This window comes from Luteibacter mycovicinus (assembly GCF_000745235.1).
Lineage (GTDB): Bacteria > Pseudomonadota > Gammaproteobacteria > Xanthomonadales > Rhodanobacteraceae > Luteibacter > Luteibacter mycovicinus.
Window position 1 is genome coordinate 3,476,606 of record NZ_JQNL01000001.1, and the last position, 23,597, is coordinate 3,500,202.

The 23,597-nt window shown below is 65.9% G+C and carries 16 protein-coding genes; 11 read left to right on the forward strand and 5 right to left on the reverse strand.

Features of this window, described 5'->3' with window-relative positions:
• The first annotated feature begins 9 nt into the window (after window positions 1–9).
• The 7 genes from holA to FA85_RS15350 all read left to right on the forward strand — a co-directional run bounded on the left by holA (window position 10) and on the right by FA85_RS15350 (window position 8,659).
• On the forward strand, window positions 10–1,020 hold the full coding sequence (gene holA / locus FA85_RS15320; RefSeq protein ID WP_036115275.1) for a DNA polymerase III subunit delta: 1,011 nt from the start codon (window positions 10–12) through the stop codon (window positions 1,018–1,020).
• Window positions 1,017–1,658: a nicotinate-nucleotide adenylyltransferase gene (nadD, locus tag FA85_RS15325; RefSeq protein ID WP_036115272.1), complete on the forward strand. Its 642-nt coding sequence runs from the start codon at window positions 1,017–1,019 to the stop codon at window positions 1,656–1,658. The genes holA and nadD overlap by 4 nt, the downstream gene beginning before the upstream one ends.
• A gap of 122 nt (window positions 1,659–1,780) precedes the next feature.
• Window positions 1,781–2,170, forward strand: a complete 390-nt coding sequence (gene rsfS, locus FA85_RS15330; RefSeq protein WP_036115271.1) for a ribosome silencing factor — start codon at window positions 1,781–1,783, stop codon at window positions 2,168–2,170.
• Window positions 2,171–2,177: 7 nt separating this feature from the next.
• Entirely contained in the window at window positions 2,178–2,648 is a 471-nt protein-coding gene (rlmH, locus tag FA85_RS15335; protein WP_036115269.1) for a 23S rRNA (pseudouridine(1915)-N(3))-methyltransferase RlmH, read from the forward strand.
• Window positions 2,649–2,658: 10 nt separating this feature from the next.
• Window positions 2,659–3,216: a Maf family protein gene (locus tag FA85_RS15340; protein ID WP_036115268.1), complete on the forward strand. Its 558-nt coding sequence runs from the start codon at window positions 2,659–2,661 to the stop codon at window positions 3,214–3,216.
• Window positions 3,217–3,271: 55 nt separating this feature from the next.
• Window positions 3,272–4,756 carry a ribonuclease G gene (gene rng, locus FA85_RS15345; RefSeq protein ID WP_036115267.1) on the forward strand — a complete coding sequence of 495 codons (1,485 nt, stop codon included), beginning with the start codon at window positions 3,272–3,274 and terminating at the stop codon, window positions 4,754–4,756.
• Window positions 4,757–4,786: 30 nt separating this feature from the next.
• Window positions 4,787–8,659, forward strand: a complete 3,873-nt coding sequence (locus FA85_RS15350; protein WP_051943908.1) for a YhdP family protein — start codon at window positions 4,787–4,789, stop codon at window positions 8,657–8,659.
• A 44-nt stretch (window positions 8,660–8,703) separates the two neighbouring features.
• Here the strand turns inward: FA85_RS15350 and FA85_RS15355 are convergent, their stop codons facing one another.
• Complete coding sequence (locus FA85_RS15355; RefSeq protein ID WP_036115264.1) at window positions 8,704–9,900, reverse strand: sterol desaturase family protein; 1,197 nt, start codon at window positions 9,898–9,900, stop codon at window positions 8,704–8,706.
• A 157-nt stretch (window positions 9,901–10,057) separates the two neighbouring features.
• Here FA85_RS15355 and tldD point away from each other — a divergent pair, with 157 nt between their 5' ends.
• Together tldD and FA85_RS15365 are read left to right on the forward strand one after the other, a co-directional pair.
• Complete coding sequence (tldD, locus tag FA85_RS15360; protein WP_036115260.1) at window positions 10,058–11,497, forward strand: metalloprotease TldD; 1,440 nt, start codon at window positions 10,058–10,060, stop codon at window positions 11,495–11,497.
• A gap of 393 nt (window positions 11,498–11,890) precedes the next feature.
• The gene (locus FA85_RS15365; RefSeq protein ID WP_197056552.1) at window positions 11,891–19,024 is read left to right on the forward strand and encodes a beta-1,3-glucanase family protein; all 7,134 of its coding nucleotides are present in this window, start codon (window positions 11,891–11,893) and stop codon (window positions 19,022–19,024) included.
• A gap of 491 nt (window positions 19,025–19,515) precedes the next feature.
• On the opposite strand, the gene yjgA is transcribed toward FA85_RS15365, so the two are convergent.
• Together yjgA and FA85_RS15375 are read right to left on the reverse strand one after the other, a co-directional pair.
• Window positions 19,516–20,070: a ribosome biogenesis factor YjgA gene (gene yjgA / locus FA85_RS15370; protein WP_036115257.1), complete on the reverse strand. Its 555-nt coding sequence runs from the start codon at window positions 20,068–20,070 to the stop codon at window positions 19,516–19,518.
• The gene (locus FA85_RS15375) at window positions 20,067–20,315 is read right to left on the reverse strand and encodes a DUF1653 domain-containing protein (protein ID WP_036115254.1); all 249 of its coding nucleotides are present in this window, start codon (window positions 20,313–20,315) and stop codon (window positions 20,067–20,069) included. Before FA85_RS15375 ends, yjgA begins: the two co-directional genes overlap by 4 nt.
• Before the next feature lie 123 nt (window positions 20,316–20,438).
• Between FA85_RS15375 and pmbA the strand changes: the two genes are divergently transcribed.
• Entirely contained in the window at window positions 20,439–21,788 is a 1,350-nt protein-coding gene (pmbA, locus tag FA85_RS15380; RefSeq protein WP_036115253.1) for a metalloprotease PmbA, read from the forward strand.
• A 105-nt stretch (window positions 21,789–21,893) separates the two neighbouring features.
• Window positions 21,894–22,331, forward strand: a complete 438-nt coding sequence (locus tag FA85_RS15385) for a DUF4870 domain-containing protein (protein WP_081907564.1) — start codon at window positions 21,894–21,896, stop codon at window positions 22,329–22,331.
• A gap of 102 nt (window positions 22,332–22,433) precedes the next feature.
• Here the strand turns inward: FA85_RS15385 and ispA are convergent, their stop codons facing one another.
• Both ispA and FA85_RS15395 read right to left on the reverse strand, forming a co-directional pair.
• Window positions 22,434–23,339, reverse strand: a complete 906-nt coding sequence (gene ispA / locus FA85_RS15390) for a (2E,6E)-farnesyl diphosphate synthase (protein ID WP_036115250.1) — start codon at window positions 23,337–23,339, stop codon at window positions 22,434–22,436.
• Window positions 23,320–23,580 carry an exodeoxyribonuclease VII small subunit gene (locus tag FA85_RS15395; protein WP_036115247.1) on the reverse strand — a complete coding sequence of 87 codons (261 nt, stop codon included), beginning with the start codon at window positions 23,578–23,580 and terminating at the stop codon, window positions 23,320–23,322. The genes ispA and FA85_RS15395 overlap by 20 nt, the downstream gene beginning before the upstream one ends.
• Window positions 23,581–23,597: the final 17 nt, after the last annotated feature.

A 23,597-nucleotide genomic window follows, 5' to 3' on the forward strand; every position in this document is an offset into this window, starting at 1 on the left:
GGTAGCGACGTGCCGTTCAACCCGGCCCAGTGGCAGAAACATCTTGCAGGCGACCGGATGGCCCCGGTCTACCTGCTCGCCGGCGAAGAGCTTCTCGTCCTCGAGGCGGCCGATGCCGTGCGCGCGATGGCGCGCAGGCTGGGCTACAGCGAGCGCGAAGTGCTGGAAGCGGACAGCCGCTTCGACTGGGACGATCTGGCCCGCTCGTCCGCGGGTCTGTCCCTGTTCGCTACGCAGCGCCTGCTCGACCTGCGTCTGGCCGGCGGCCGCGCGGGCAAGGACGGCAGTGCGGCGATCAGCGAATTCGCGGGCCATCCGCCGCCGGATACGACGCTGCTCATCACGGCTACCGAGTGGAGCACCAAGCACGAGGCGGTCTGGACCAAAAACGTGGACCAGGCGGGCATCCAGGTGGTCTTCAATGCGCCCCGGCCGAACGAATGGGTGCAATGGGTGGGCCATCGTCTTGCCTCGCGGGGGGTCAAGGCCAGTCCTGACGCCGTCGCGCTGCTTGCCGAGCGTGTCGAGGGAAATCTGCTCGCCGCCGCCCAGGAGATCGACAAGCTGGTCGTCCTCGCCGGCGATCAGCGTCTCGACGCCGCCGCGCTGGAAAGCCTGGTCGCGGACAGCGCTCGTTTCGATGCCTTCAAGCTCACCGATTCGGCGTTCGCGGGCGAGGGAGGGCGCGCACTGCGCATTCTCGCCGGCCTGCATGCCGAGGGCGACGAGCTGATCGCGCTGATGGGCTGGATCGTCAACCAGCTGCAGCTGGCGCTGCGTCTGGCCAATGCCCGCGATTTCGCGGCGCAGGCCAAGGTCGAGCGCCTGTGGCCCGCGCGCGAACAACTGTTCCGCAAGGCGCTGCGTCGTGCGCCGCGCGAGCACTGGATGGCCTGCCTTGCCCGTGCCGCGCGGATCGACCGCATGGCCAAGGGTCGCGAGCAGGGCAATCCCTGGCTCGAGGCCGAGCGGCTCATCGCGGCCATCGCCGAGCCGCGCGCCGCGGTGGCGTTCGCATGAGCGAGGCGCGACCGCTCGCCATTCTCGGCGGCACGTTCGACCCGATCCATAACGGTCACCTGCGTGCCGCCTGGGAGGCCGCCGAGGCCCTGGATGCCGAGGTTCGTCTCGTGCCGGCCCGCACGCCGCCGCACCGTCCGCCGCCGGTGGCCGATGCGGCCGGCCGCGTGGCGCTGTTGCGCGCGGCCCTTTCCGGTCAGGACCGGCTGCGCATCGACACCCGCGAACTCGACCGGGACGGTCCCTCGTACAGCGTGGACACCCTGGCGTCGCTGCGCGCGGAGATCGGCCCGGATCGTCCGCTGGTGTTGCTTGTCGGCGCCGACGCCTTCGCCGGTCTGGCGTCGTGGCACCTCTGGCGCGAGTTGTTCACGCTGGCGCATGTCGGGGTGCTCAACCGGCCGGGCGTCACGCATGAGCCGTCGGCCGAACTCTCGGCGTTTATCGCCGGTCGCCGCGCTCCACGGCCGCATGGGCCCGCGGGGCGGGTGCTCGATATCGCCATCACGCCGCTGGATATCGCCGCGACGGCGATCCGGGAGTCGTTCGCGGGCGGGAACGAACCGCGCTTTCTGATGCCGTCGGAGTGTTTTGCCGAAGACGCGTTGCTGGCACCTTACCGTGCCCTCGGGCGCTGATCGCCCGCCAGCTGGGCCCCGCCGGCGCCGCTTTAGCTGCCAAGGCATTTGACGCGCCCCGTGCCCGGCGGAGGTATACTCCGCCCCAGCGCCGGCATTCCGCCGTACGAGGTTTTCGCATCTTGAGTTCGTCCGCATCCCGTAAGGCCAAGTCCACCGTCAGCAACGAGCACCTCCGCCAGCGCGTGGTCGCGGCCCTGGAAGACCTCAAGGCCAAGGACGTCCGCGAAATCGACGTCCGTGGCAAGACCTCCATCGCCGACATCCTGTTCATCGCTTCGGGCACCTCGGCCCGTCACGTCAAGTCGATCGCCGACGAAGTCATCAAGTTCGCCAAGGAAGCGGGCGTCATGCCGCTGGGCGTCGAAGGCCAGACCGAGGCCGAGTGGGTCCTCGTCGACCTGGGCGACATCATCGTCCACGTCATGATGCCGCGTATCCGCGAGTTCTACGGCCTCGAGCGCCTGTGGACCGTCGGCGACGACGGCTACGAAGCCTCGCACCACGCCTGAGTCCGTCGTGCGGGCCCGCCTCATCGCCGTCGGCGAGCGCATGCCGGCCTGGGTGGCGGAGGGCTTCGCCGAATACCGCAAGCGGCTCTCCCACGAGCTGCCCCTCGATCTGACCGAGATCAAACCCGGCACGCGTGGCAAGGGCCGCGATGACGTGCGTGCCACGCTCGACGAAGGCGCGGCGATCCTCGCGGCGCTGCCGCGCGACATCCACGTCGTCGCACTCGATGGCCGGGGCAGGACGTGGTCCAGCGAAGACCTCGCCCGGCAGCTCGAACAATGGCGCATGGGCGGTCGCGATCTGGCCTTCCTGATCGGCGGTCCCGACGGCCACGCGCCCGATGTGCTGGCACGGGCCGACCAGCGCTGGTCGCTCGGCCCGCTGACGCTGCCGCACATGCTCGTCCGCCTCGTGCTCGCGGAGCAGCTCTACCGCGCGACCACGCTCGTGGCCGGTCACCCTTACCACCGGGCCTGAAGGAATCGCCGTGCTGTACCTGGCTTCGCAATCCCCGCGCCGTCGGGAACTTCTCGCGCAGATCGGCGAATCCCACCGCACCCTCGACGTCGATGTCGAAGAAATCCGTCAGTCCGGCGAATCGCCCGACGATTACGTCTCCCGCGTCGCGCTGGACAAGGCCCGTGCCGGTTTCGCGCGGGTGGCCGCGGAGGCGGGCGCCCGTGTCCTGGGCGCCGACACCGAGGTGGTGCTCGGTGACGACGTCTTCGGCAAGCCCCGCGATGCGGCCGACGCGGCCGACATGCTGAGGCGGCTCTCGGGTATCGAACACCGTGTGGTGTCCGCCGTGTGGCTCGTAGAGGCTGTCGGCGAGCGTCGGGTGGTGTCGGTATCGATGGTGCGCTTCGCGGCGCTCCCGGAGGCCGATATCGCGTCCTACATCGATACGGGCGAGTGCTTCGGCAAAGCCGGCGCGTATGCCATCCAGGGACGTGCCGCCGCTTTCGTGGAACATCTTTCCGGAAGCTACACGGGCGTCATGGGCTTGCCTTTGTTCGAAACGTCCCGACTGCTTCGCGGACCGTGACAGGCGCGGGACGCGCGGGCTATAAAGCACGATGACTCAAGGAAAAGGGCGCGCGGTGAGCGAGGAAATCCTGATTAATGTCACGCCGCGTGAGACGCGCGTGGCCGTTGTCGAAAACGGCATGTTGCAGGAAGTCCACGTCGAACGTGCGACCAAGCGCGGCTATGTGGGCAACGTCTACAAGGGCCGGGTGCAGCGCGTCATGCCCGGCATGCAGGCGGTGTTCGTCGAGATCGGACTGGAGCGCGCGGCGTTCCTGCATGCTTCCGACATCGTCCGTCCGTCGCTGCCGCCGACCGATGCCACCGAAGGCAAGTCCAACGGACACGGTCCGGTGCCGCCGATCAGCGAACTGGTGCACGAAGGCCAGGAAATCGTCGTTCAGGTGGTCAAGGATCCGATCGGCAGCAAGGGCGCGCGGCTGTCCACGCATCTCTCCATCCCGTCGCGTTACCTGGTACTGCTGCCCCATTCACGCACGCTGGGCGTGTCCGTGCGCATCGAGGAAGAAGCCGAGCGCCAGCGGCTGAAGGACATCATCCTTCCGCTGATCGGCGAGAACCACCTCGGTTACATCGTGCGGACGAATGCGGAAGGCCAGTCGGAAGAATCGCTGGCGTTCGACGTGACCTACCTCAGCAAGGTCTGGCGCGTCGTGCAGGAGAACATTCAGAAGGCGAAGGTCGGCGAGCGCGTCTACGAGGAACTCTCGCTGCCGCTGCGTTCACTGCGCGATTCGCTCAACGACGGCATCGAGAAGGTACGCGTCGATTCACGCGAAACCTACGAGAAAACCGTCAAATTCGTGGCCAAGTTCATGCCGGTGCTGTCCGACCGCATCGAGCACTACGCGGGCGAGCGTCCCATCTTCGATCTCTACGGCGTGGAGGACGAGATCCAGCGCGCGCTGCGCAAGGAAGTCCCGCTGAAATCCGGCGGTTACCTGATCGTCGACCAGACCGAAGCGATGACCACCATCGACGTCAATACGGGCGGCTACCTCGGCAGCCGCAACCTCGAGGAAACGGTGTACCGCACCAATCTCGAGGCGGCGCAGGCGGCCTCGCGCCAGCTGCGCCTGCGCAATCTCGGCGGCATCATCATCATCGACTTCATCGACATGATCGACGACGAGCACAAGCGGCAGGTGCTGCGCATGCTCGAAAAGGGCCTGGTCAAAGACCACGCCAAGACCACGGTCTATCCGATGTCGGCGCTGGGTCTGGTCGAGATGACCCGCAAGCGCACCACGGAAAGCCTGGAGCGGCAGCTGTGCGAACCATGCCCCGCATGCAGCGGCCGCGGTACGCTGAAAACGGCCGAGACCGTGATCTACGAGATTTTCCGCGAGATCACCCGCGCCGTGCGCCAGTTCAATGCGCAGAAGCTGCTCGTCATGGCCAGCCCGAAAGTCGTCGGCCGCATTCTCGAAGAAGAATCGGCGGCGGTGGCCGAGCTCGAGGAATTCATCGCCAAGAGCATCCGCTTCCAGGCGGAAGAACACTATTCGCAGGAACAGTTCGATGTCGTTCTTCTTTAAGCCCGGCGATCGTCGCCGGAACGTCGGCCGGTGAGTGCCGGCTGGCGCCATCGCCTGAGACGCCTGCGGTTCTTCCTTCTGGGTCTGGTCGCGAGCGTGCTGGTCGTGCTCGCGCTGATCATGGCGCTTGGCCAGCTGCTGCTGCCGCTGGCGGCGCGGTATCCCGATCGTGTCGCGGCGATGCTGAGCGACGCCTTACACAGGCCGGTTCACTTCGCGTCCCTGGAAGGATTCTGGCGACCTTCCGGGCCGTTGTTCGTGATGCGCGATGTGACGGTGTCGCCCACCGACGGCGGTGACCCGCTGCGTCTGCCCCAGGCGGCGGTCAAACTCGATTTCGGCGCCTTCATCCTTCCGTCGCGTCACCTGATCAACCTGCGGCTCCGCGATCTGCGACTGGGGCTGCGCCGCGCGCCCGACGGTCGCTGGAGCATCGACGGTTTCGCCACCGGCGGCGGCACGCAGAAAGTCTCGCTGGACAACCTGTCAGCGGACCTGTGGCTCAGCAACCTGCGCCTCGACATCAATGACGAGACCACGAAACGACACTACGGGCTGATCGCCGATCAGCTGCGTGTCAGTCTTGAGGACAACGCGTTGCGCATCGGCGGCACCCTGCGCCGTGAAAACGTCAGCACGGTGCTCACGGCCGCGGGGCGGTTCGCCGCCGACGGTTCGCATGGCCGGGTGTACGTAAAGGGTGCGGACGTGGATTTTGCCGCGCTCACCGGCGACTTCGAGGCCGGTGGCTACGCACTCGCCGGCGGCAAAGGAAATATCGAGACCTGGCTGGACTGGCGCGACGCCAGGGTCGTGCGCATGACGTCGCGTATCGATCTCGATGGTCTCGCGGTACGTGGCCCTGCGCGCACGGTGACCACGGCAGGCCTGCACGGTATCGTCAGCCTGCATCGCACGGCCAACGGTCAGCGCGTGGACTGGGCGGGGCGTGACGGTGGCGATCTCGCGCTGCTGCTGAACACGGTCGGCGACCGGACGGATGGCACCCTGGCGGGGCGCCGTGTCGATCTCGCGCCGCTGCTGCCGTGGGCGGGCATCCTTCCGCAGATGTCTCCGTCGCTCGCCCGATGGCTGGGCGAAGGGCACCCGCGCGGTCGCTTCGACGACCTGCGTGCCGACTGGAATTCCATCGACGGTATCGAATTCGTCCGCGCCGGCTTCTCCGGCCTGGGCATCGACGCGAGCGGCACGCTGCCCGGCATCGCATCGCTCAAGGGCGAAGTGCTTGGCGACGCCGAGGCGATGTCGCTCAGCCTGCCGACGCAGACGACGACGATCGACGCCACCGGCATCTTCCGCAAGCCCTTCGTCATGAAGTCACTGGGCGGCGACATCGCCGTGTACAAGGATGAGGGCGACTGGCACATCGGTCTCGATCCGCTCGATTTTCGCGGCGAAGGCTTCAGCGGTCAGGCGCGGGGGGAATTCGTTCTGCCCGCCGCCGACACGGGGCCTTTCATGGATATGTACGTCGCGCTGGGCGAAGGCGACGTGGCCGCGGCGAAGCTGTTCTGGCCGATTCACTCGATGTCGGAAGGCTCGCAGAACTGGCTCAACCGCGCGATCGTTTCCGGGCGTATCGAAAGCGGCTCGGCCCTCATTCGCGGCAACCTGCGCGAGTTTCCGTTCAGGAATCACGAGGGGCGCTTTGAAGGTCGCGCCGTCATCGACGACACCGTGCTCGACTACGGCACGGGCTGGCCACGTGCCGAAGGCATTTCCGCGGTCGCGAGCTTTGTCGACAACGGCATGTCTATCGACGCTACGGAAGGCCATTCGCTCGGCAATGCCATCAGCGCGGCATCGGCGGTGATCGCCGACTTCGGTGAGGGCGTGCTCGATCTGAAGCTGAGCGGCGCCGGGACAGGTGGCAGCTACCTCGATTTCGTGAAGAACAGTCCGGTCGGCACCAGCAGCCGCGAAACGCTGGACAAGATGAAGCTCGGTGGCACTGGTGAATTCGGATTCAACCTGCTGTTGCCGCTGAAGGACACGAAGGACTTTACCCTCGACGGCAGGGCGACCATCAAGGATGCGGATCTCGTCGCCGACGCGTGGAAGCTGCGCCTGGATAAGATTACCGGCCCCATGAGCTTCGACGGTAAGGGGTTCACGGCGCAGGGTCTGAAGACGCTGTTCCGCGGCCAGCCCGCGAACCTGGACCTTGCCATCGCGGGCGGCACCGGTGATCCGGCGAAGATCGTCGACGCGGCGGTCACGGGCGCGTTCACGATGGACGAACTGGTAGGCCAGTACGAAAACCTCAAATGGCTGGCGGACATCGCCAGGGGCCGCGGCACGTTCCGGGTCGGTTTCGACCTCAGCAAGACAGAGGAGGGGGATGCCACCGCGCAGACCCTGACGGTCGACTCCGACCTACGCGGCGTCGAGCTGCTGATGCCGACGCCGGTGAAGAAAGCCGCCAGCGTGCCCCAGCCGCTATCGGTGCGCGTCGGTCTGCCGGTCGACGGTGCGCGTCTCGATGTCGCCATCGGCGATGTCGTGCGCGGGCGCCTGCGTCTGCCCACCGACAAGGTACCCATCGCCGCCGCCTTCAATCTCGGCACCAGTGTGCCGGCCGCCCTGCCTGCACAGGGTTACCTCATCGGTGGACATGCCGCGAAGCTCGACGTATCCGGATGGGTGCAGTACGTCGTAGGCCTGTCGACGGGCGGGACAGGGCCGGGGCTGAGTTCGCTCGACCTGGTTACCGACGACGCCGAGGTTTTCGGCCAGCATTTCGCCGACATGCATATCGTCGCCAATCCCGGTCCGCAGGCGCTGGCGCTCAAGGTCGAGAGCGACGCTCTCGCCGGCCAGATGACCGTACCTAACGAAGAAATGCGGCGCCGTGGCATCACGGCACGGATGGATCGCATCTGGTGGCCATCGGCCGACGATGCCGCGGACGCCGCGAAGAAGGGCAAGGCCGCCGCGGGTGCGGCCGCTACGGTCGCCTCCACGGCGGCGAGGGCCGAAGAAGCCAAAGACAATGCCGCTGCCGCCAAGAAGCCGGCCGATGCGAACGAGGCGGGTGTCGCGCCGTCCAGCCTGCCACCGATGCATCTGCAGGTCAGCGATATGCGTCTGGGTAAGGCGAAGCTCGGCGAAGCCCGGCTGGAAACCTGGCCGACGGACGAAGGCATGCACATCGATCAGCTGCGCGCGCAGTCGAAGAACGTACAGATCACCGCGTCGGGTGACTGGAACGGTGACGAAAAGCGCAGCAGGACGCATCTGGCGATGGACTTCGCCTCCGAGGACGTGGCGCGCATGTTCGACGCGCTCGGTTTCGCAGGCATCCTGCAGGGCGGGCGCACGTCGGCACGGCTCGACGCGACGTGGCCCGGTGGCCCTTCCGCGCTTGCGCTGGCGAACATGGACGGCACGCTGAAGGTCGACGTGGCCAAGGGCCGGATCCTCGAAGTGCAGCCCGGCGTCGGTCGTCTGTTCGGACTGGTATCCGTGACCGATCTGCCGCGTCGCATGGCGCTGGATTTCGGTGACGTGCTCGGCAAGGGTTTCGCGTTCGATTCGATCACCGGCGACTTCCGCTTCGCCAACAGTGACGCGAGCACCAGCAACCTCAAGATTCGCGGCCCCGCCGCGGAGATCACCATCACCGGCCGGGCGGGCCTGAAGGCTCGTGATTACGATCAGGAGGTGCTGGTGGTGCCGCACCTCGGCAACAGCCTGCCGGTCGTCGGTGCGCTGGCCGGCGGTCCCGTCGGCGCCGCGGCGGGTCTCGCCGTTCAGGGCATCCTGGGCCGCGGTCTGAACCAGGCGGCGCGCAAGCGATACCACGTCACGGGCAGCTGGGATAAACCCGTGTTCACCCCGATCGAGAAGGGCGAGCCCTCCACGGCCACCAAGCCGTTGTAGGAGCGCGCCCTGCGCGCGAAACGCATGCCGGATCCGGACGCGCTTCAGGTCTTCGTTTTGCTGAACGGAAACAGCTGCTGCCTCACGAACCCATCCGGCATGTAGTCACCCACCACGCCGTATTTCTCCGGAAACTGCTTCGTCGACTTCACGGCGGTACCGAACGCATAGTCGATGAAGGCGTAATGCGCCGCATAGTTCTTGTCGATCGCTTCGTCGTCCGACGCGTGATGCCAGTGATGGAAATCAGGTGTCACGAGGACGTACTTCAAGGGACCCCACGGCAGATGCACGTTGGCGTGGTTGAACACCGCCTGGAAGCCGACCACCAGAATGTACGCGTTGGTTACCGCTTCGCTGAAACCCAGCACGTAAAGCGGAGCCAGCACGCAGACGCGGGTGAACAGCAGTTCCAGCATGTGCTGGCGTGAACCCGCCAGCCAGTCCATCGTCTTCACGCTGTGGTGTACGGAATGGAAGCGCCAGAGGAAAGGCACCTCGTGATACGCACGGTGCGTTGCATACTGCGCCAGGTCGGCGACGAGAATGCACAACAACAGCTGTGGCACGAAATGGATGCTCGCGACCATACGCTGGAAGTCGCTGTTCACCAGCCAGGTGAACGCGTGGTGGATCAGGAAGTTCACCACGAGCAGCGCGAGGCCCACCGCAAAGTGATTCACGGCGAAGTGCTTCATGTCGGTCTGCCACTCGAAGCGAAACACCGACTGGCCACGGTAAAGCGGAAACAGTTTTTCGATCACGACGAACAACACCGTCGAGCCGAGCAGGTCGAGGATGAACCAGTCGAGGCCGATGTAGGGCGTGTGGTCGGGAAATGCGCCTACCGGCACGCGCGACCCGCCGAGCACGACGGCGGCGAGTACCATGGCGAACGCGGCGATATTGAGGTTGCGGCGGCGGCCGAGGATGACGTTCGCCAGCGACAGGCCGCCGGCGATCAGCAGCGCACCCAGCAGTGCCTGACGCAGGACATCCACCGAATACTTGTGCCGCAGATCGGGCGTGGTCAGGTACTGGGGGAAATGAAAGGCAATGACGGCCAACAGGCAGAGGAAGCCGAGCGACAGCGCGATCGCCGTGCTGACCATGGCCTTGCGGGGGTCGAGGTGACCGCTTTTGTTCAGCAGGTCGCGTGTTTCGTCGACGACCGCTTCCGCACGACGGACAGGCGCCGTCGCGACACGACGGGCGATGGCCCGCTTCTTTCCCCTGCTCATGGAGGCTCCGTTCCGGTGAGTTTGGACGAATCCTAGCACCCGGCCGGCCTGGGGGTTGCCTGGGCCGTCCGCCGCCGGTGACGCAGGAGGGACCAGGGTTTAAGCTGACCCCATCCGACCCCACCTGTGGGGTTCCCCATCTCTACCGGCGAACCTGATGGATTCCCTGATTTCCCTTGCCGAACGGCGCCTGCTCACCCCCGGCGGCCTGGCTTCCACCGACCTCGATCGCGTCTTTTCCCAGCTGATGGGGCCGTCGATCGACGCGGCGGATCTGTATTTCCAGCACTCCCGCAGCGAGTCGTGGGTGCTGGAGGAAGGCATCGTCAAGGATGGCAGCCACTCGATCGAGCAGGGTGTGGGCGTGCGCGCCATCTCCGGTGAGAAGACCGGTTTCTCCTACTCGGACGAAATCGTGCTTCCGCAGCTGCTCGAAGCCTCCCGTGCCGCGCGCGCGATCGCGCAGGGCGGCGCGGGTGCCGGCAAACCGCTGGCCATCGCTACCGGGCGCGGGCTGTATCCGGCCATCGACCCGGTCGAGAGCCTGCCCAACGAAGCCAAGATCGCGCTCCTGCGCGAGGTGGATGCCTATGCGCGTTCGCGCGATCCGCGCGTCAGGCAGGTCATCGTCAGCCTGGCGGCCACGCTCGACACGATCCTCATCGCCGGCTCGGACGGCACGCTGGCCGCCGACGTACGTCCGCTCGTGCGTCTCAACGTCCAGGTCATCGCCGAGCAGAACGGCCGCCGCGAGCAGGGTCATTCCGGTGGCGGCGGTCGTTACGGCTATGGCGAACTGATCGATAACGGTCGCGCCCACGCCTTCGCCGAGGAAGCGGTGCGCCAGGCGCTGGTCAATCTCGAAGCGGTGGATGCGCCGGCCGGCAACATGACCGTCGTGCTTGGCCCGGGCTGGCCGGGCGTGCTGCTCCACGAGGCCATCGGCCATGGTCTCGAAGGTGACTTCAACCGCAAGGGCAGTTCCGCCTTCACCGGTCGCATCGGCCAGCGTGTCGCGGCCGACGGAGTGACCATCGTCGATGACGGCACGCTGCCGGGTCGCCGTGGCTCGCTGAGCATCGACGACGAAGGCACGCCGACCGAATGCACCACGCTGATCGAGAACGGCATCCTCAAGGGTTACATGCAGGACAAGCTCAACGCGCGGCTGATGGGTGTCAGGTCCACCGGTAACGGTCGTCGCGAGTCCTTCGCGCAGCTGCCGATGCCGCGCATGACCAACACCTACATGCTCGCCGGTAACCGTGAGCCGGAGGAGATCATCCGGTCGGTCAAGCGTGGCCTCTACGCCGTGAACTTCGGCGGCGGTCAGGTCGACATCACCAACGGCAAGTTCGTCTTCTCGGCGAGCGAGGCCTACCTCATCGAAGACGGCAAGGTCACGCGTCCGGTCAAGGGTGCCACCCTGGTGGGCTCCGGCCCCGAGGTGCTCACGCGCGTCTCGATGATCGGCAACGACCTCGCGCTCGACGAAGGCGTGGGCGTGTGCGGCAAGGACGGGCAGAGCGTGCCCGTCGGTGTGGGCCAGCCGACGTTGCGTGTCGATGGCATGACCGTCGGCGGCACCGCGGCCTGACCGCCAATACGTTGACGTGGAACGTTTTCGTGACATACCTCGCAAGAGGTATGTCACCAAGGAACGCATGCAACATGCGTTCCGGTCTTGATCGAAGCAATCCTCTGCCGGGCAAACCGGACGCCCGTCACGGAATGCGAACTCACTCTGCGAAAAGTCGTGCTTCGAGCACCCTCTAGTATTGTGAGTGACATTCAGCAAGCGGAAGATCCGCGCTGACAGCGTATGGATGGCTAAAGCCCGGGGCAAGGCGGGTCCGCCTCCACTCACCGCGAAACGAACGAAGACCGCCGGCGCGACATGCGCTGGCGCAGGCGTTCGTGCGCGCCTGGGAATGTGCTGTCGATCACGCGGCTCACCTCACACGTGGCACATACAGGGGACCCCTCGTCCATGAAGCGACAACCCACATCACCCCACGGTACGCCGAGGCTGGCGAGGCTGTCCGCCTTGCTCGTCATCGCGCTCCTGGGCGTGACCGCGACGGCGCAAGCCGTCACGCTCGCGCCCTCGGACCGGCAGGACATCAATCTCGGTGCCCGGCCCTGGAAATACACCAAGCAGGCCATCACCAACCCCAATGATCCGGTGACCTACGCGCCGCTGCCCAACGGCGACGACGGCGCCCTGGTCAACTACAACGACAGCGCGTGGCTGACCGTCGGCATCCCGCACGCGGCCAACGACTTCACCACCTTCATCAACCAGGAGTCCGGCGGTGGCCAGGGCAGCCTGGACGGCGAGACCAGCTGGTATCGCGTCAGGCTCGACGACTCGGCGAAGTTCGCCGGCAAGAAGGTCATGGTCGAGTTCGAAGGTGCGCACACGGGTGACCGTGTCTACATCAACGGCCATTTCGTTCCCGGCACCGGCGTGCTCAACCAGCCAGGCCAGAAGGACGCGCAGGCGACCCACGTCATCGGCTTCGTGCCGCACATCGTCGACCTGACGCCTTTCCTCAAATTCGACGGCACCGACGTGCTGGCCGTCAAGGTCAGCCGCAGCGGCGGCGGTTTCTTCGAGGACCCGGGTTTCTCCGGTTCCTTCCGTTTTGGCCAGGCCGAAGCGGGCCTGTTTCGCCCGGTAAAGCTGCACGTCACCAACTTCGTGCACATCCCGGAAAACGTCTATGCGGGTCAGAACACCTGGGGTACCTACGTCGGTACGCAGAGCCTGAGTGCCGACCACACCTCGGCCGTCGTACGCGTGCAGACCAACGTCGCGAACGAAACCGCCGCCGCGAAGACGGTCACGCTGACGACCCAGATCGTCGACGCCGACGGCAACGTCGTGACGTCGGACCAGCAGCAGAAGTCGCTGCCGGCAAACTACGTGCCCAGCGACCAGACACCCGTTTTCGACGAAACATTGCAGGTGAGCAACCCGCACCTGTGGTTTCCGAACAACAGCCTGGACGGCAAGCCGTACCTGTACAAGGTGCTGCACACGGTCAGTATCGACGGCGTCGTGGTCGATGCGAAGCAGAGCACGCTCGGCATTCGCGTGATCACCTGGGACAAGGACTTCCCGTACATCAACGGCAAGAAGCAATACATGTGGGGCGGCTCCGGCCGCTACGACTACCCCGCGCTCGGCTCGTCCGTGCCGGAAGAACAGCAATGGCGCGATCTGCAGCAGCTGGCCGCCGGTGGCGGCAACCTGTGGCGCCCGGGTCACTCGCCGTCCAGTCCCGAATTCGTCGAGGCGGCGGATGCGCTGGGCGTATTCATCGTGCAGCCCAGCGGCGACGGCGAGAACGGCTTCGCCACGCCCTGCGCGACCGGCGACCGGGCGTGTAACGACATGTGGACGATCAAGCGCGAGGTCCATCGTGACATCGTGATCCGCGATCGCAGCCACCCGTCGATCCTCGCGTGGGAACACGACAATGGCGTGATGTCGACACCGTTCGCGGTGGAACTTCGCGCGCTGGCACGCACGTGGGACAGCATCGCACCGCGCGCCGCGGCGGACCGCACGCCCGATGCCGCCAATGGCGACATCCTCAGCTGCTCGAAGGCCGGTTGCGAAACCTACCTGCATTCGAACGAATTCCCGAACAAACCGGCCTGGGGCGCGGAATACTGGGGTCCGGGTACGCTGCGTCATTCGTACGACTACGAGCTGGCCTTCGCGCTCAACTACCTCGTGCCGTATTCGCAGGCGCGCAAGGTCGGTACGTTCGGCATGGCGCAGTGGTACATGTCGGATACGCCGGGCGAAGTCATCGAGATGGTCGAAGGTCTCGAGGACGCGACGCACTGGACCTACCAGCGCAACCCGGACGGCAGTATCGCGACGCACGCCGACGGCAAGCCGATCAAGGGCTTCCGCCACAACGTGCGCGGCAACAACGCATCGATGACCGATGCGAACCGCTTTCCGCGCATGCTGTACTACATCTATGAATCGGTGTGGGTACCGTACGAACTGCGGCCGGTGGTCAAGCTGGCCAATCACTGGAATCGCCCCGGCAATATCCAGGTGAATGCATTCAGTAACTGCCCGAAGGTGCGCCTGCTGGTGAATGGCGTGCCGCAGGGCAGCGATCAGGTGCCCAATACCTGGGACACCATCGACGAAGCGTCTTACGCGCTCGAGAACGGCCCGGTCGACGAAGAAACCGGCAAGATGGTCGGTGCCGACAAGGCGCAGGCCACCACGAAGCTGCCCGGTCAGGTGCACTGGAACCTCACGTGGCAGTCGGGTACGGCGACCGCGCAGTGCCTCGACGCATTGGGCAACGTGCGCACCGATGCCAACGGCCAGTCCGTGCAGGATACGCTGACCACGGCAGGCACCGCCGATCACATCGAGCTCGACGTCGTGCCGAACGTGGTCAAGCCCGATGGCTCGCGCTTCCAGGTCACCGCCAACGGCTCCGACGCCGCGTTCATCGTGGCGAAGGTGGTCGACAAGAACGGTGTCGTCGTTCCGACGGCGGCGCAGAAGGTGACCTTCGAAGTCACCGGCGGCGCGTCCATCGTGACCTATCAGGGCGGTACGCAGCAGTACGTCGATTACAGCGCCGGTGAAGTGCCGGACAACAATGGCGGCATCCCCGAGCCGATTCACAGCTATCACTCACCGGGTTCGCCGGAGCTGCAGTTCGAAGGTGGCCTGCAGAAGATCGCCCTGCGCTCGAAGTTCACCGCCGGCCAGGTCACGGTCACCGCCACGGCGGCCGGCCTCGCGTCAGGCACCGCGACGTTCAACATCGTCGACGTTCCCGCGGCTCCGAATGCTTCGGGTCCGCCGTCGATCATCGCGCAGCCCATCGGGCAGGACGTGACCGAGGGCGATGTGGGTCATTTCTCCGTGACCGCGTCCGGCACGCCGCCGCTCACGTTCACCTGGAAGAAGAACGGCGTCGCCATCGCGGGCGCCACCAGCGCGAGCTATGCGACACCGGCGTCGACGCGTGCGGATGACGGCAGCAGCTATACGGTGGTCGTGCACGGACAGGGCCCGGATCAGGAGTCGGCCCCCGCGCTGTTGAAGGTGTTCGCCTTCAGCCCGGTGACCATCACGACGCAGCCCATCGCGCAGAACGTCGACGAGGGCCAGCAGGCGCACTTCCAGGTGGTCGCGTCGGGTTCGCCCACGCTCAGCTACCAGTGGATGAAAGGCGCGGCGGAGATCCCGGGTGCGAATGGCCCGAGCTATGTCACGCCGAGCCTGACCGTGGCCGACAACAACGTGAACTACGCTGTCGTCATCAGGAACTTCGGCAGCGATGCGTCGTCGGTGCCCGCTCACCTCACGGTGAATGCCGCGCGTCCGCCGGTGTTCACCGGTGCGCTGGCCGATGTGCGTGCCAACCCGGGTCAGCCGGCGACGTTCGACGCGTCCACGCTCGTAGCGGGCACCTCGCCGTTCCACTACAAGTGGTCGGTCGGTGGCGTCGCGGTGGGCGACGATCTGCCCACGCTCACGTTGCCCTCCGTGCAGCAGAGCGATGTCGGCACGTATACCGTGTCGGTGACCAACATCACCGGCGTGGTCGCGACCGCCTCGGCGAAGCTCACACTGGCACCGCCGGGCGCGAATCTCGCCCGCGAGAAGGCGACCTCGTCCACGGAAGTGGAGAACGTCAACGGCACCGCCGCATGGCAGGCGGTGGATGGCGACGAGACCACCCGCTGGGGTTCGAAGGTCGGCGACGACAACGCGAACATCACAGTCGATCTCGGCTCGTCACGGACCTTCAACCGCGTCGTGCTGAAGTGGGAAAACGCGCACGCCAGCGAGTACAGGATCCAGTACTCCGACAGCCCCGACGGCGGCTTCCAGGACGCGTATCACACCGATACGAGTAACGGTGGCACCGAGGACTTCACCTTCGACCACCCGGTGAAGGGTCGCTATGTCCGCATGCAGGGCGTCAAGCGTGCCACGGACTACGGTTACTCGCTGTATGAGTTCGAGGTGTACAACTCGCCCGGTTGCTGCGCCATCACGGATCGCTACACGTCCGCGACGGGCTCGACGCTGGTGACGGACAACCTCAGTGGCCTGCAGTGGGATCGCGTGCAGCGTGGCTTCGCCGACCAGGGTGCGCAGTTCACGCAATCCGTCGCGATCCAGACCTGTGCGCAGGGCGGCATGCGTCTGCCTACCGTCGACGAGGCGCTGGCGATCAGCGGTCAGCATTACTCCAGTGCCGCGTTCCCGGGCGCATGGAATACGTGGACCGATGGCAAGGATCCGACCGACGCGACGTTCGCCTTCCAGGTGAGTTCGCTGGGCGATATCCGTCGCGAAGTGGCCGAGAACAATCCGGGCCATGTGCTCTGCGTCAAGGGTACGAAGGTGGTCGCGCCGACGATTACGGCTCAGCCGGGCGCCCAGAAGGCCGGTGTCGGTCGTTCCGCGCACTTCGCCGTGACGGCGACGGGCGTGGGTCCGCTCAGCTACGACTGGTACACGGTGACCAGGGACGCCAACGACCAGGACGTGCTCACGTTCGTCTCGAGCACGGCCGACGGTACCTATGCCACGCGTGCCCTCACGGCCGCGCAGAACGGCACGGTGTATCGCGTCAATGTCGTCAGCGCGCAGGGCATCACCGCGGCAAGCAACAACGTCGTGCTGACCGTCGATAATTCGACGGCCGGCTTCGATCCGCCGGCATGGGCCGGTCCGGTGACGCAGCCGGGTGGCGGCAACGACAACGGCGGTGGCAATCCGGCCAGCCCGGGTAAGCCGGGTGACGGCAAGGGGGGAGTGAACATCGCGCTCGCTTCCGCCGGCGCATCCGCGTCGTCGTCCCTCGGTACCGAACGTCCGGACCTGAGTCCGTCCGCCGCTATCGATGGGGACTTCGATACGCGCTGGGGTTCGGTGCAGCAGGTGGATCCGGTCGACCTGGTGGTCAACCTGGGGTCGGTGAAGAGCTTCGACCACGTGATCATGCGCTGGGAGAACGCGTCGTCGGCGCAGTACACCATCGATGTCTCCAGCGACGGCAAGTCGTGGAACACCATCGTGGGTCCGGTCGTGGGCAAGGGAGGCGTCGACACGCAGACGTTCCCGGTGCAGACGGCGCAGTACGTGCGCATGAACAGCCTGAAGCGCAACACCGGTTACGGTGTCTCGATGTTTGAGTTCGAGGTGTATGCCGCCGCGCCGCCGCCGTCGTTCATCACCCAGCCGCAGTCGCAGAGCGTGACGGCGGGGCAGGCGGCGAGCTTCGGCGTCAGCGTCAAGGCGAGCAGCGCGGTCAGCTATCAGTGGCGACGTAACGCCGCGTCGGTGGCCGGTGCGACATCGGCGACCTTCGGCTTCACCGCGACGACCGCGGATGCGGGTAGCTACGATGTGGTCGTCACCGATGCGTCGGGCCGCAGCGTCACCAGCAGCGCGGCGACGCTGACGGTGCAGCAGCCGGTCGCCTCGCAGGACCCGGCACCGGCCAGTGGCAACCTGGCACTGAATCGACCGGTGCTGGCATCGGACACCGAGAACGCCGTGGCATTTAAGGCAGCCAACGTCAACGATGGTGACGCCGGTACGCGCTGGTCCTCGGGCTTCACGGACGACCAGTGGATCCGCGTCGACCTCGGCTCGGTGAAGTCGGTGAACAAGGTGGTACTGAACTGGGAAAACGCGCATGCCATCAAGTACCTGATCGAGGTGTCGATGGATGGCCAGTCCTGGAGCACCGCGTACGCGAAGGCCGGCAGCACGGGTGGGGTCGAAACGCTGACCTTCCCGGCCGTCTCGGCCCGATACGTGCGCATGCACGGCCAGACGCGTTCCACGCAGTACGGCTACTCGCTGTGGGAGTTCGAGGTGTACGGTGCGGATGCAGGCACGACGCCGACCGATCCGTCCAATCCGGGCACCGGCACGAACGATCCGTCGACGGGCTTCGACTACGACGTGTACCCGGGCTTCATCGGCACGCAGCTGCGCAACGCGACCAACGGCAAGTGGCCCGACGACAAGGTGTTCGTCGCCGTCATCGGCCGCGACCCGACCACCAACGTGTTCTCATGGGTGAAGCCGGACGGCACGACCGTGCCGCTCGCCGTGGAGGACAACGATGGTTCGGGTCACCTGACCAAGAACGGACAGAACTATCCGAACTACTTCTTTACGCTCGCGCAGTCGAAACTGCTCAAGCTGCCGAAGCTGAGTTCGGGGCGTATCTTCGTCTCGGTCGGCGAGCCGATGTACATCAAGGTGCTCAAGGCGGCCGATAACACCATCGGTTTTGCCGGTCCCAACCCGCTCAACGCGACGGACCCGAACATCGACGTGTACTACGACTGGTACGAGTTCACCTGGAACGACGATGCCATCTTCATCAATACGACGCAGGTGGATCAGTTCTCCATCCCGCTGTCGCTCGATGTGTACGGCGGTAACAAGACCCGTCACGTGAACTCGGGTATCACGCAGACACGTGCGCAGATCTTCGCCGAGTACAACCAGGAGGTGCCGGCGGAGTTCCAGATCGCCGATGCCGATCCGATCCGGATCCTGGCCCCGGGCAAGGCGGCGTTCGATGTGGGCAAGCCGCAGGAGCATTACTTCGACGATTACATCGACCAGTCGTGGACGTACTACCAGTCCAACGTGCTGCAGATGAGCATCGGTGCCAAGCAGTTCGAAGGTTCCGTGGTCGATGGCGTGCTGGTGTTCAGACACACGAACTGGGCGGACACGCACGAGCCGGACGAGCCGCAGGGCATGCTCTTCAACGTGCAGAAGCCGACCACGCAGGATGTGCTCGAAGGTAAGGGCACGCTGGCGCGATCGAACGATCCGTGGGGCGTGGAAGGCCAGCTCGAGGCGCAGATCTGTGCGGCGTTCAACCGTCATGTGATGGAAGACAACAGCGAGTGGAAGGACGCCGGCGCGTTCTACCTGCAGTCGCCGGCGAACTACTACGCGCGCTTCTGGCACCTGCATGGGGTGAACGGCAAGGCGTACGGTTTTGCGTATGACGATGTGTCGGATCAGAGCTCGACGCTGATCGAGACCCAGCCGGAGCATCTGGATCTGGGGATTGGTTGGTAAGTTGAGTACGTGAAAAGGAAAAAGGGCGGCGGAGTGATCCGTCGCCCTTTTTTTGTCTTTCTCTGGACGGCTCGGCTCGGCTCGGCTTCGCCATCGCGGTTCGTTTCGGAGCGTTCGCACTGAGGGAGGGCGCCGCCGGCTGCCATTCCTGTCGCTAAGTCCTCCTACGGCCTTCGCCTTCGTGCGGAAGCGCTTCAGGAACGGCAACCGACGTCACCTCTGATCGGTGAAGTATGCCGAGCTGAAAGCGACCGCTCGCTCACCCGCGGCCGTCCGCCTGCCACCGCCCGCCCGCGACCACCCGCCCGCCACCGCGCACCCGCTACCGCTGTTGTAGGAGCGAGCCTGCTCGCGACACGGGACTACAGCAACCCCCAAAATCAGTCGCATTTTTCAGCATTGCCCCGAAGTCAGGGCGCGATCCATGCCGTCGTGCATGAAACCAACACGAACACCACAAAGAAGAAGCCCGGCATCGGCCGGGCTCCTCTTCATTCCGCAGCGTCGTCTGCCTGCGAAGCTTCGAGCTCTTTCAACAGCCGATAAATCTCGCGGAACGCATGCAGTGGCTTGTTCGCGTCGCGCTCGACGCGTGCCTGACGCACGATCGATCGTACGTGCTGGCGATCGAGATCTGGGTACTTGTCGAACAGCTCGCCGAGCGCTTCGTCACCACCGGTCAGCAGCTTTTCGCGTGCGGCCTCCAGGCGATGCATGTGCGCGGCTTCCTGACGCTGGCGATCACGGTCTTCACCGAGCGCGGCGCGGGCGTCGACGAAGGCGGCGTCGCCATGGCGGCGCATCTGCTTGGCCAGGTAGGCGAGCTGACGCTTGCGGGCGATGTGCGCCGTGATTTTCCGGGTGCGGCCGATCTCGTCGACGATGTCATCGGGCAGCTTCAGCTTGGGGATGCGGCTGGGCGGCAGGTCCATCAGCTGGCCGGCAAGCTTCAGCATATCGAGCGCGTTGCGGCGCAGTTCGCTGCGGCTGGGGCCGAAGTCTTCTTCTTCCTCGTCCGCGCGCGGACGGTCGTCATGCGGCCTCATGCCTGGGTCTCCTGAATGGCGAGCGGATCGGTGGCGTCACGCTCGAAGGCGAAGCGCGGTACGGTGTTGCCGTCGTGCTGGACGGTCTCGGCGAACATGCTGGCCGGGCGTACCCAGAGGCCGTGTTCGCCATAGAGGGCCTGATAGACGACGAGTTCTTCCATCGTCTCGCTGTGCCGGGCGGTGCCCAGTACGCGATAGGGCATGCCCTTGAAGTGGCGGTAGTAGCCGACACGGATGCTCATAACGGTTCCATGGCACCATGGACGGTGCGCTGCGTTGCTTTTGATCGGGTCACGCGGCCCCATATCCGATGGGTTGGCCGCGTGCGGCCCGTCATTCTAACCCAGCCCTCCGGGAAGCCCTAAGTGAGCCTCGTTTCCACCGCCGACAGCAGCCAGCAGGACCTCGACCGCCTCGCCACCCTCGCCGAGGACACCATCCGCCGGGCCCGCGCGGCCGGCGCCAGCCAGGCGGAGGTCTCCGCCAGCATCGACACGGGACTCAGTGTCAACGTCCGTCTGGGCGAGGTCGAGACCGTCGAGCACACCCGTGACCGCGGCTTCTCGCTGACCGTGTACTTCGGCCAGCGCAAGGGCTCCGCGAGTACGGCGGACCTCAATCCGGACTCGATCCAGGCCACGATCGAGCAGGCCTGCGCCATCGCCCGGTTCACCGAGGAAGACCCGGCGGCCGGTCTGGCCGACGCCGACCGTATGGCCACGAGCTTCCCCGACCTGGACCTCTGGCATCCGTGGGACCTTGACGTGGACCAGGCCATCGCGCTGGGCCAGGCCATCGAGGACGGCGGTCGCGAGGTGGCGGGCATCACCAATTCCGACGGTTCCAGCGTCAACACGGGCCGGAGCCTGTCGGTCTACGCCAACTCTCACGGCTTTCTCGGCCGCGAGCGAGGCACGCGCCATTCGCTGTCCGTCGCGCTTATTGCGGGCGAGGACGACGCCATGCAGCGCGACTACTGGTACGACAGTGGCCGCCGCGCGCAGGACTTCATGGACCCCGCCGAGATCGGTCGCAAGGCCGCCGAGCGCACGCTGTCGCGCCTGAATGCGCGTCGCCTCGGTACACGCCAGTCGCCGGTGCTGTTCGCACCGGAAGTCGCCCGCGGCCTGCTCGGACACCTGCTCGGCGCGATCAGCGGCGGATCGCTGTACCGCCGGTCGAGCTTTCTCGTCGACCACGCGGGTAAGCAGATCCTGCCGTCGTGGTTCCGGCTCGATGAGAAACCGCTCATTCCTCGCGGTCTGGGCTCGTCCGTTTTCGATGCCGAAGGCGTCGCCACGGTCGAGTCGCCGCTGGTCGTGGATGGCGTGTTGCAGCGTTACATCCTCGGCAGCTATTCGGCACGCAAGCTGGGTCTGCAGTCCACCGGCAACGCCGGTGGCGTGCACAACCTGGTCGTGAAGACGGGTGACGACGACCTCGCCGGCATGCTGCGCCAGCTCGGTACCGGCCTGCTCGTCACCGAGGTGATGGGGCAGGGTGTGTCGATCGTGACGGGTGATTATTCCCGCGGTGCATCGGGTTTCTGGGTAGAAAACGGCGAAATCGCCTACCCGGTCGAAGAGATCACCATCGCGGCGAATCTGCGCGACATGTACGCCGGCCTGGCGGCGGTCGGTGCCGACGTGGACCGGCGCTCGCACGTGCTGACCGGGTCCTGGCTCATCGAGAAGATGACCATCGCCGGCGAATGACCGGGTCCGGGCCGTCGTGACGTACGGCCCGACCCTGCCGGAAGTCTGCTTGACAGGCTCACGGCGCTCTCCGACAGTGGGCGCGACATCTTACGGAGCAGCGCCATGAGTACGCCGTCCGACCACATCCCGCCGACACCGCCGCCTGCATCTCCGCCGCCGTCGCCGCCCCCGTATGGCGCCCCGCCGTACGAACCGGTGCCGCCCGCCTCCGCGCACACCAACGACGACAAGAACCTGGCGATGCTCACGCATCTGTCCGGGCTGATCCTCAGCATCATCGTGCCGCTCGTCGTCTGGCTGATCAACAAGGACAAGGCGGATAAGGGCTACCTAGTGGCCGAGGCCAAGGAAGCGCTGAACTTTCAGCTGACCGTGCTTATCGGTTACGTGATCTGCTGGATCCTCACGGTGATCCTCATCGGTGCCTTCCTGCATCTGGTTCTGTGGATCGTCAACATCGTCTTCTGCATCCTCGCCGCGATAAAGGTGAGTCAGACGGGAACGTATCGGTATCCGTTCGCCTTGCGGCTGGTGAGCTGATTCGAACCGTGTGACGGAAAGAAAAAAACCCGCTCAGGCGGGTTTTTTTCGTTCGGCGGCAGGGCTGGCCCTCACCGTCGCGTTGCCTCGCGCCGTGGGCGGTTAGTGGCCGCGGTTGGCGGAATAGCGTGCGAGGTCCGCCAGCCATTCGGCACGAGGACCGAGCGGGGCGATGGCGTCGAGGGCATCGTCGACCAGGGCGGTCAGGTGTGCTTTCGAGGCGTCGAGGCCGATGATCGACGGGAACGTCGGCTTGTCGGCTGCCGCGTCCTTGCCGGCGGTCTTGCCGATGACGGCGGATTCGCCCTCGATATCGAGGATGTCGTCGCGGACCTGAAACGCCAGTCCGACGGCATGGCCGTAACGGTCCAGTCGTTGCAGCAAGGCGTCATCACGGCACCCGGCCGCGAGAGCGCCGAGGCGAACCGAGGCGCGGATCAGGGCGCCGGTCTTGTAGGCGTGCATGCGCTCGAGCTCATCGAGCGACAGCCGGGTACCCACCGCCGAAAGATCGAAGGCCTGGCCGCCGGCCATACCTTCGGCACCGCAGGCCGCACCGAGGGTGCGCAGCATGGCGATCCGTGCCATGGCGTCGTCATCGGCGCCGAAAGGCGTGGCCAGAATCTCGAACGCCAGCGCCTGCAGCGCATCCCCGGCGAGGATCGCCATGGCCTCGCCAAAGACGATGTGGCAGGTCGGGCGGCCGCGGCGCAGGTCGTCGTCGTCCATGGCCGGCAGGTCGTCGTGCACGAGCGAATACGCGTGGATGATTTCCACGGCACTCGCGGGCGCGTCGAGGATCCCACCGTCGCGACCGAGGGCATGGCCCGCCGCGTAGACGAGAAGGGGGCGCAGACGCTTGCCACCGCCCAGCACCGCGTAGCGCATGGCGCGATGGAGTTCGGTGGGGGCGAGATCTTCGGCGGGCAGCGCGCGCGCGAGCGCGTCGTCTGCACGGCCGACCAGCGCCTTGAGCGGCGCGGGCAGGTCAGTCGGTGCGGGAGTCAAAGGCTTCGGCGGTTTCGGGGGCTTCGGGATCGAGCAGGAGTCGCACGCGCAGTTCGGCCTGCTCCAGCGCCGTCTGGCAGTGGCGATAGAGGCCGATGCCGCGCTCGAAGGACTTGAGGGACTCGTCGAGACTGAGTTCGCCGCCTTCCATCCGTGTGACGAGTTGCTCGAGTTCGTCGAGCGAATGCTCGAACTCGGCGATCGAGGGAGTGGCGGCGACAGGGGCGGACGACTTCGGCATGGCCGCAAAACTAGCTC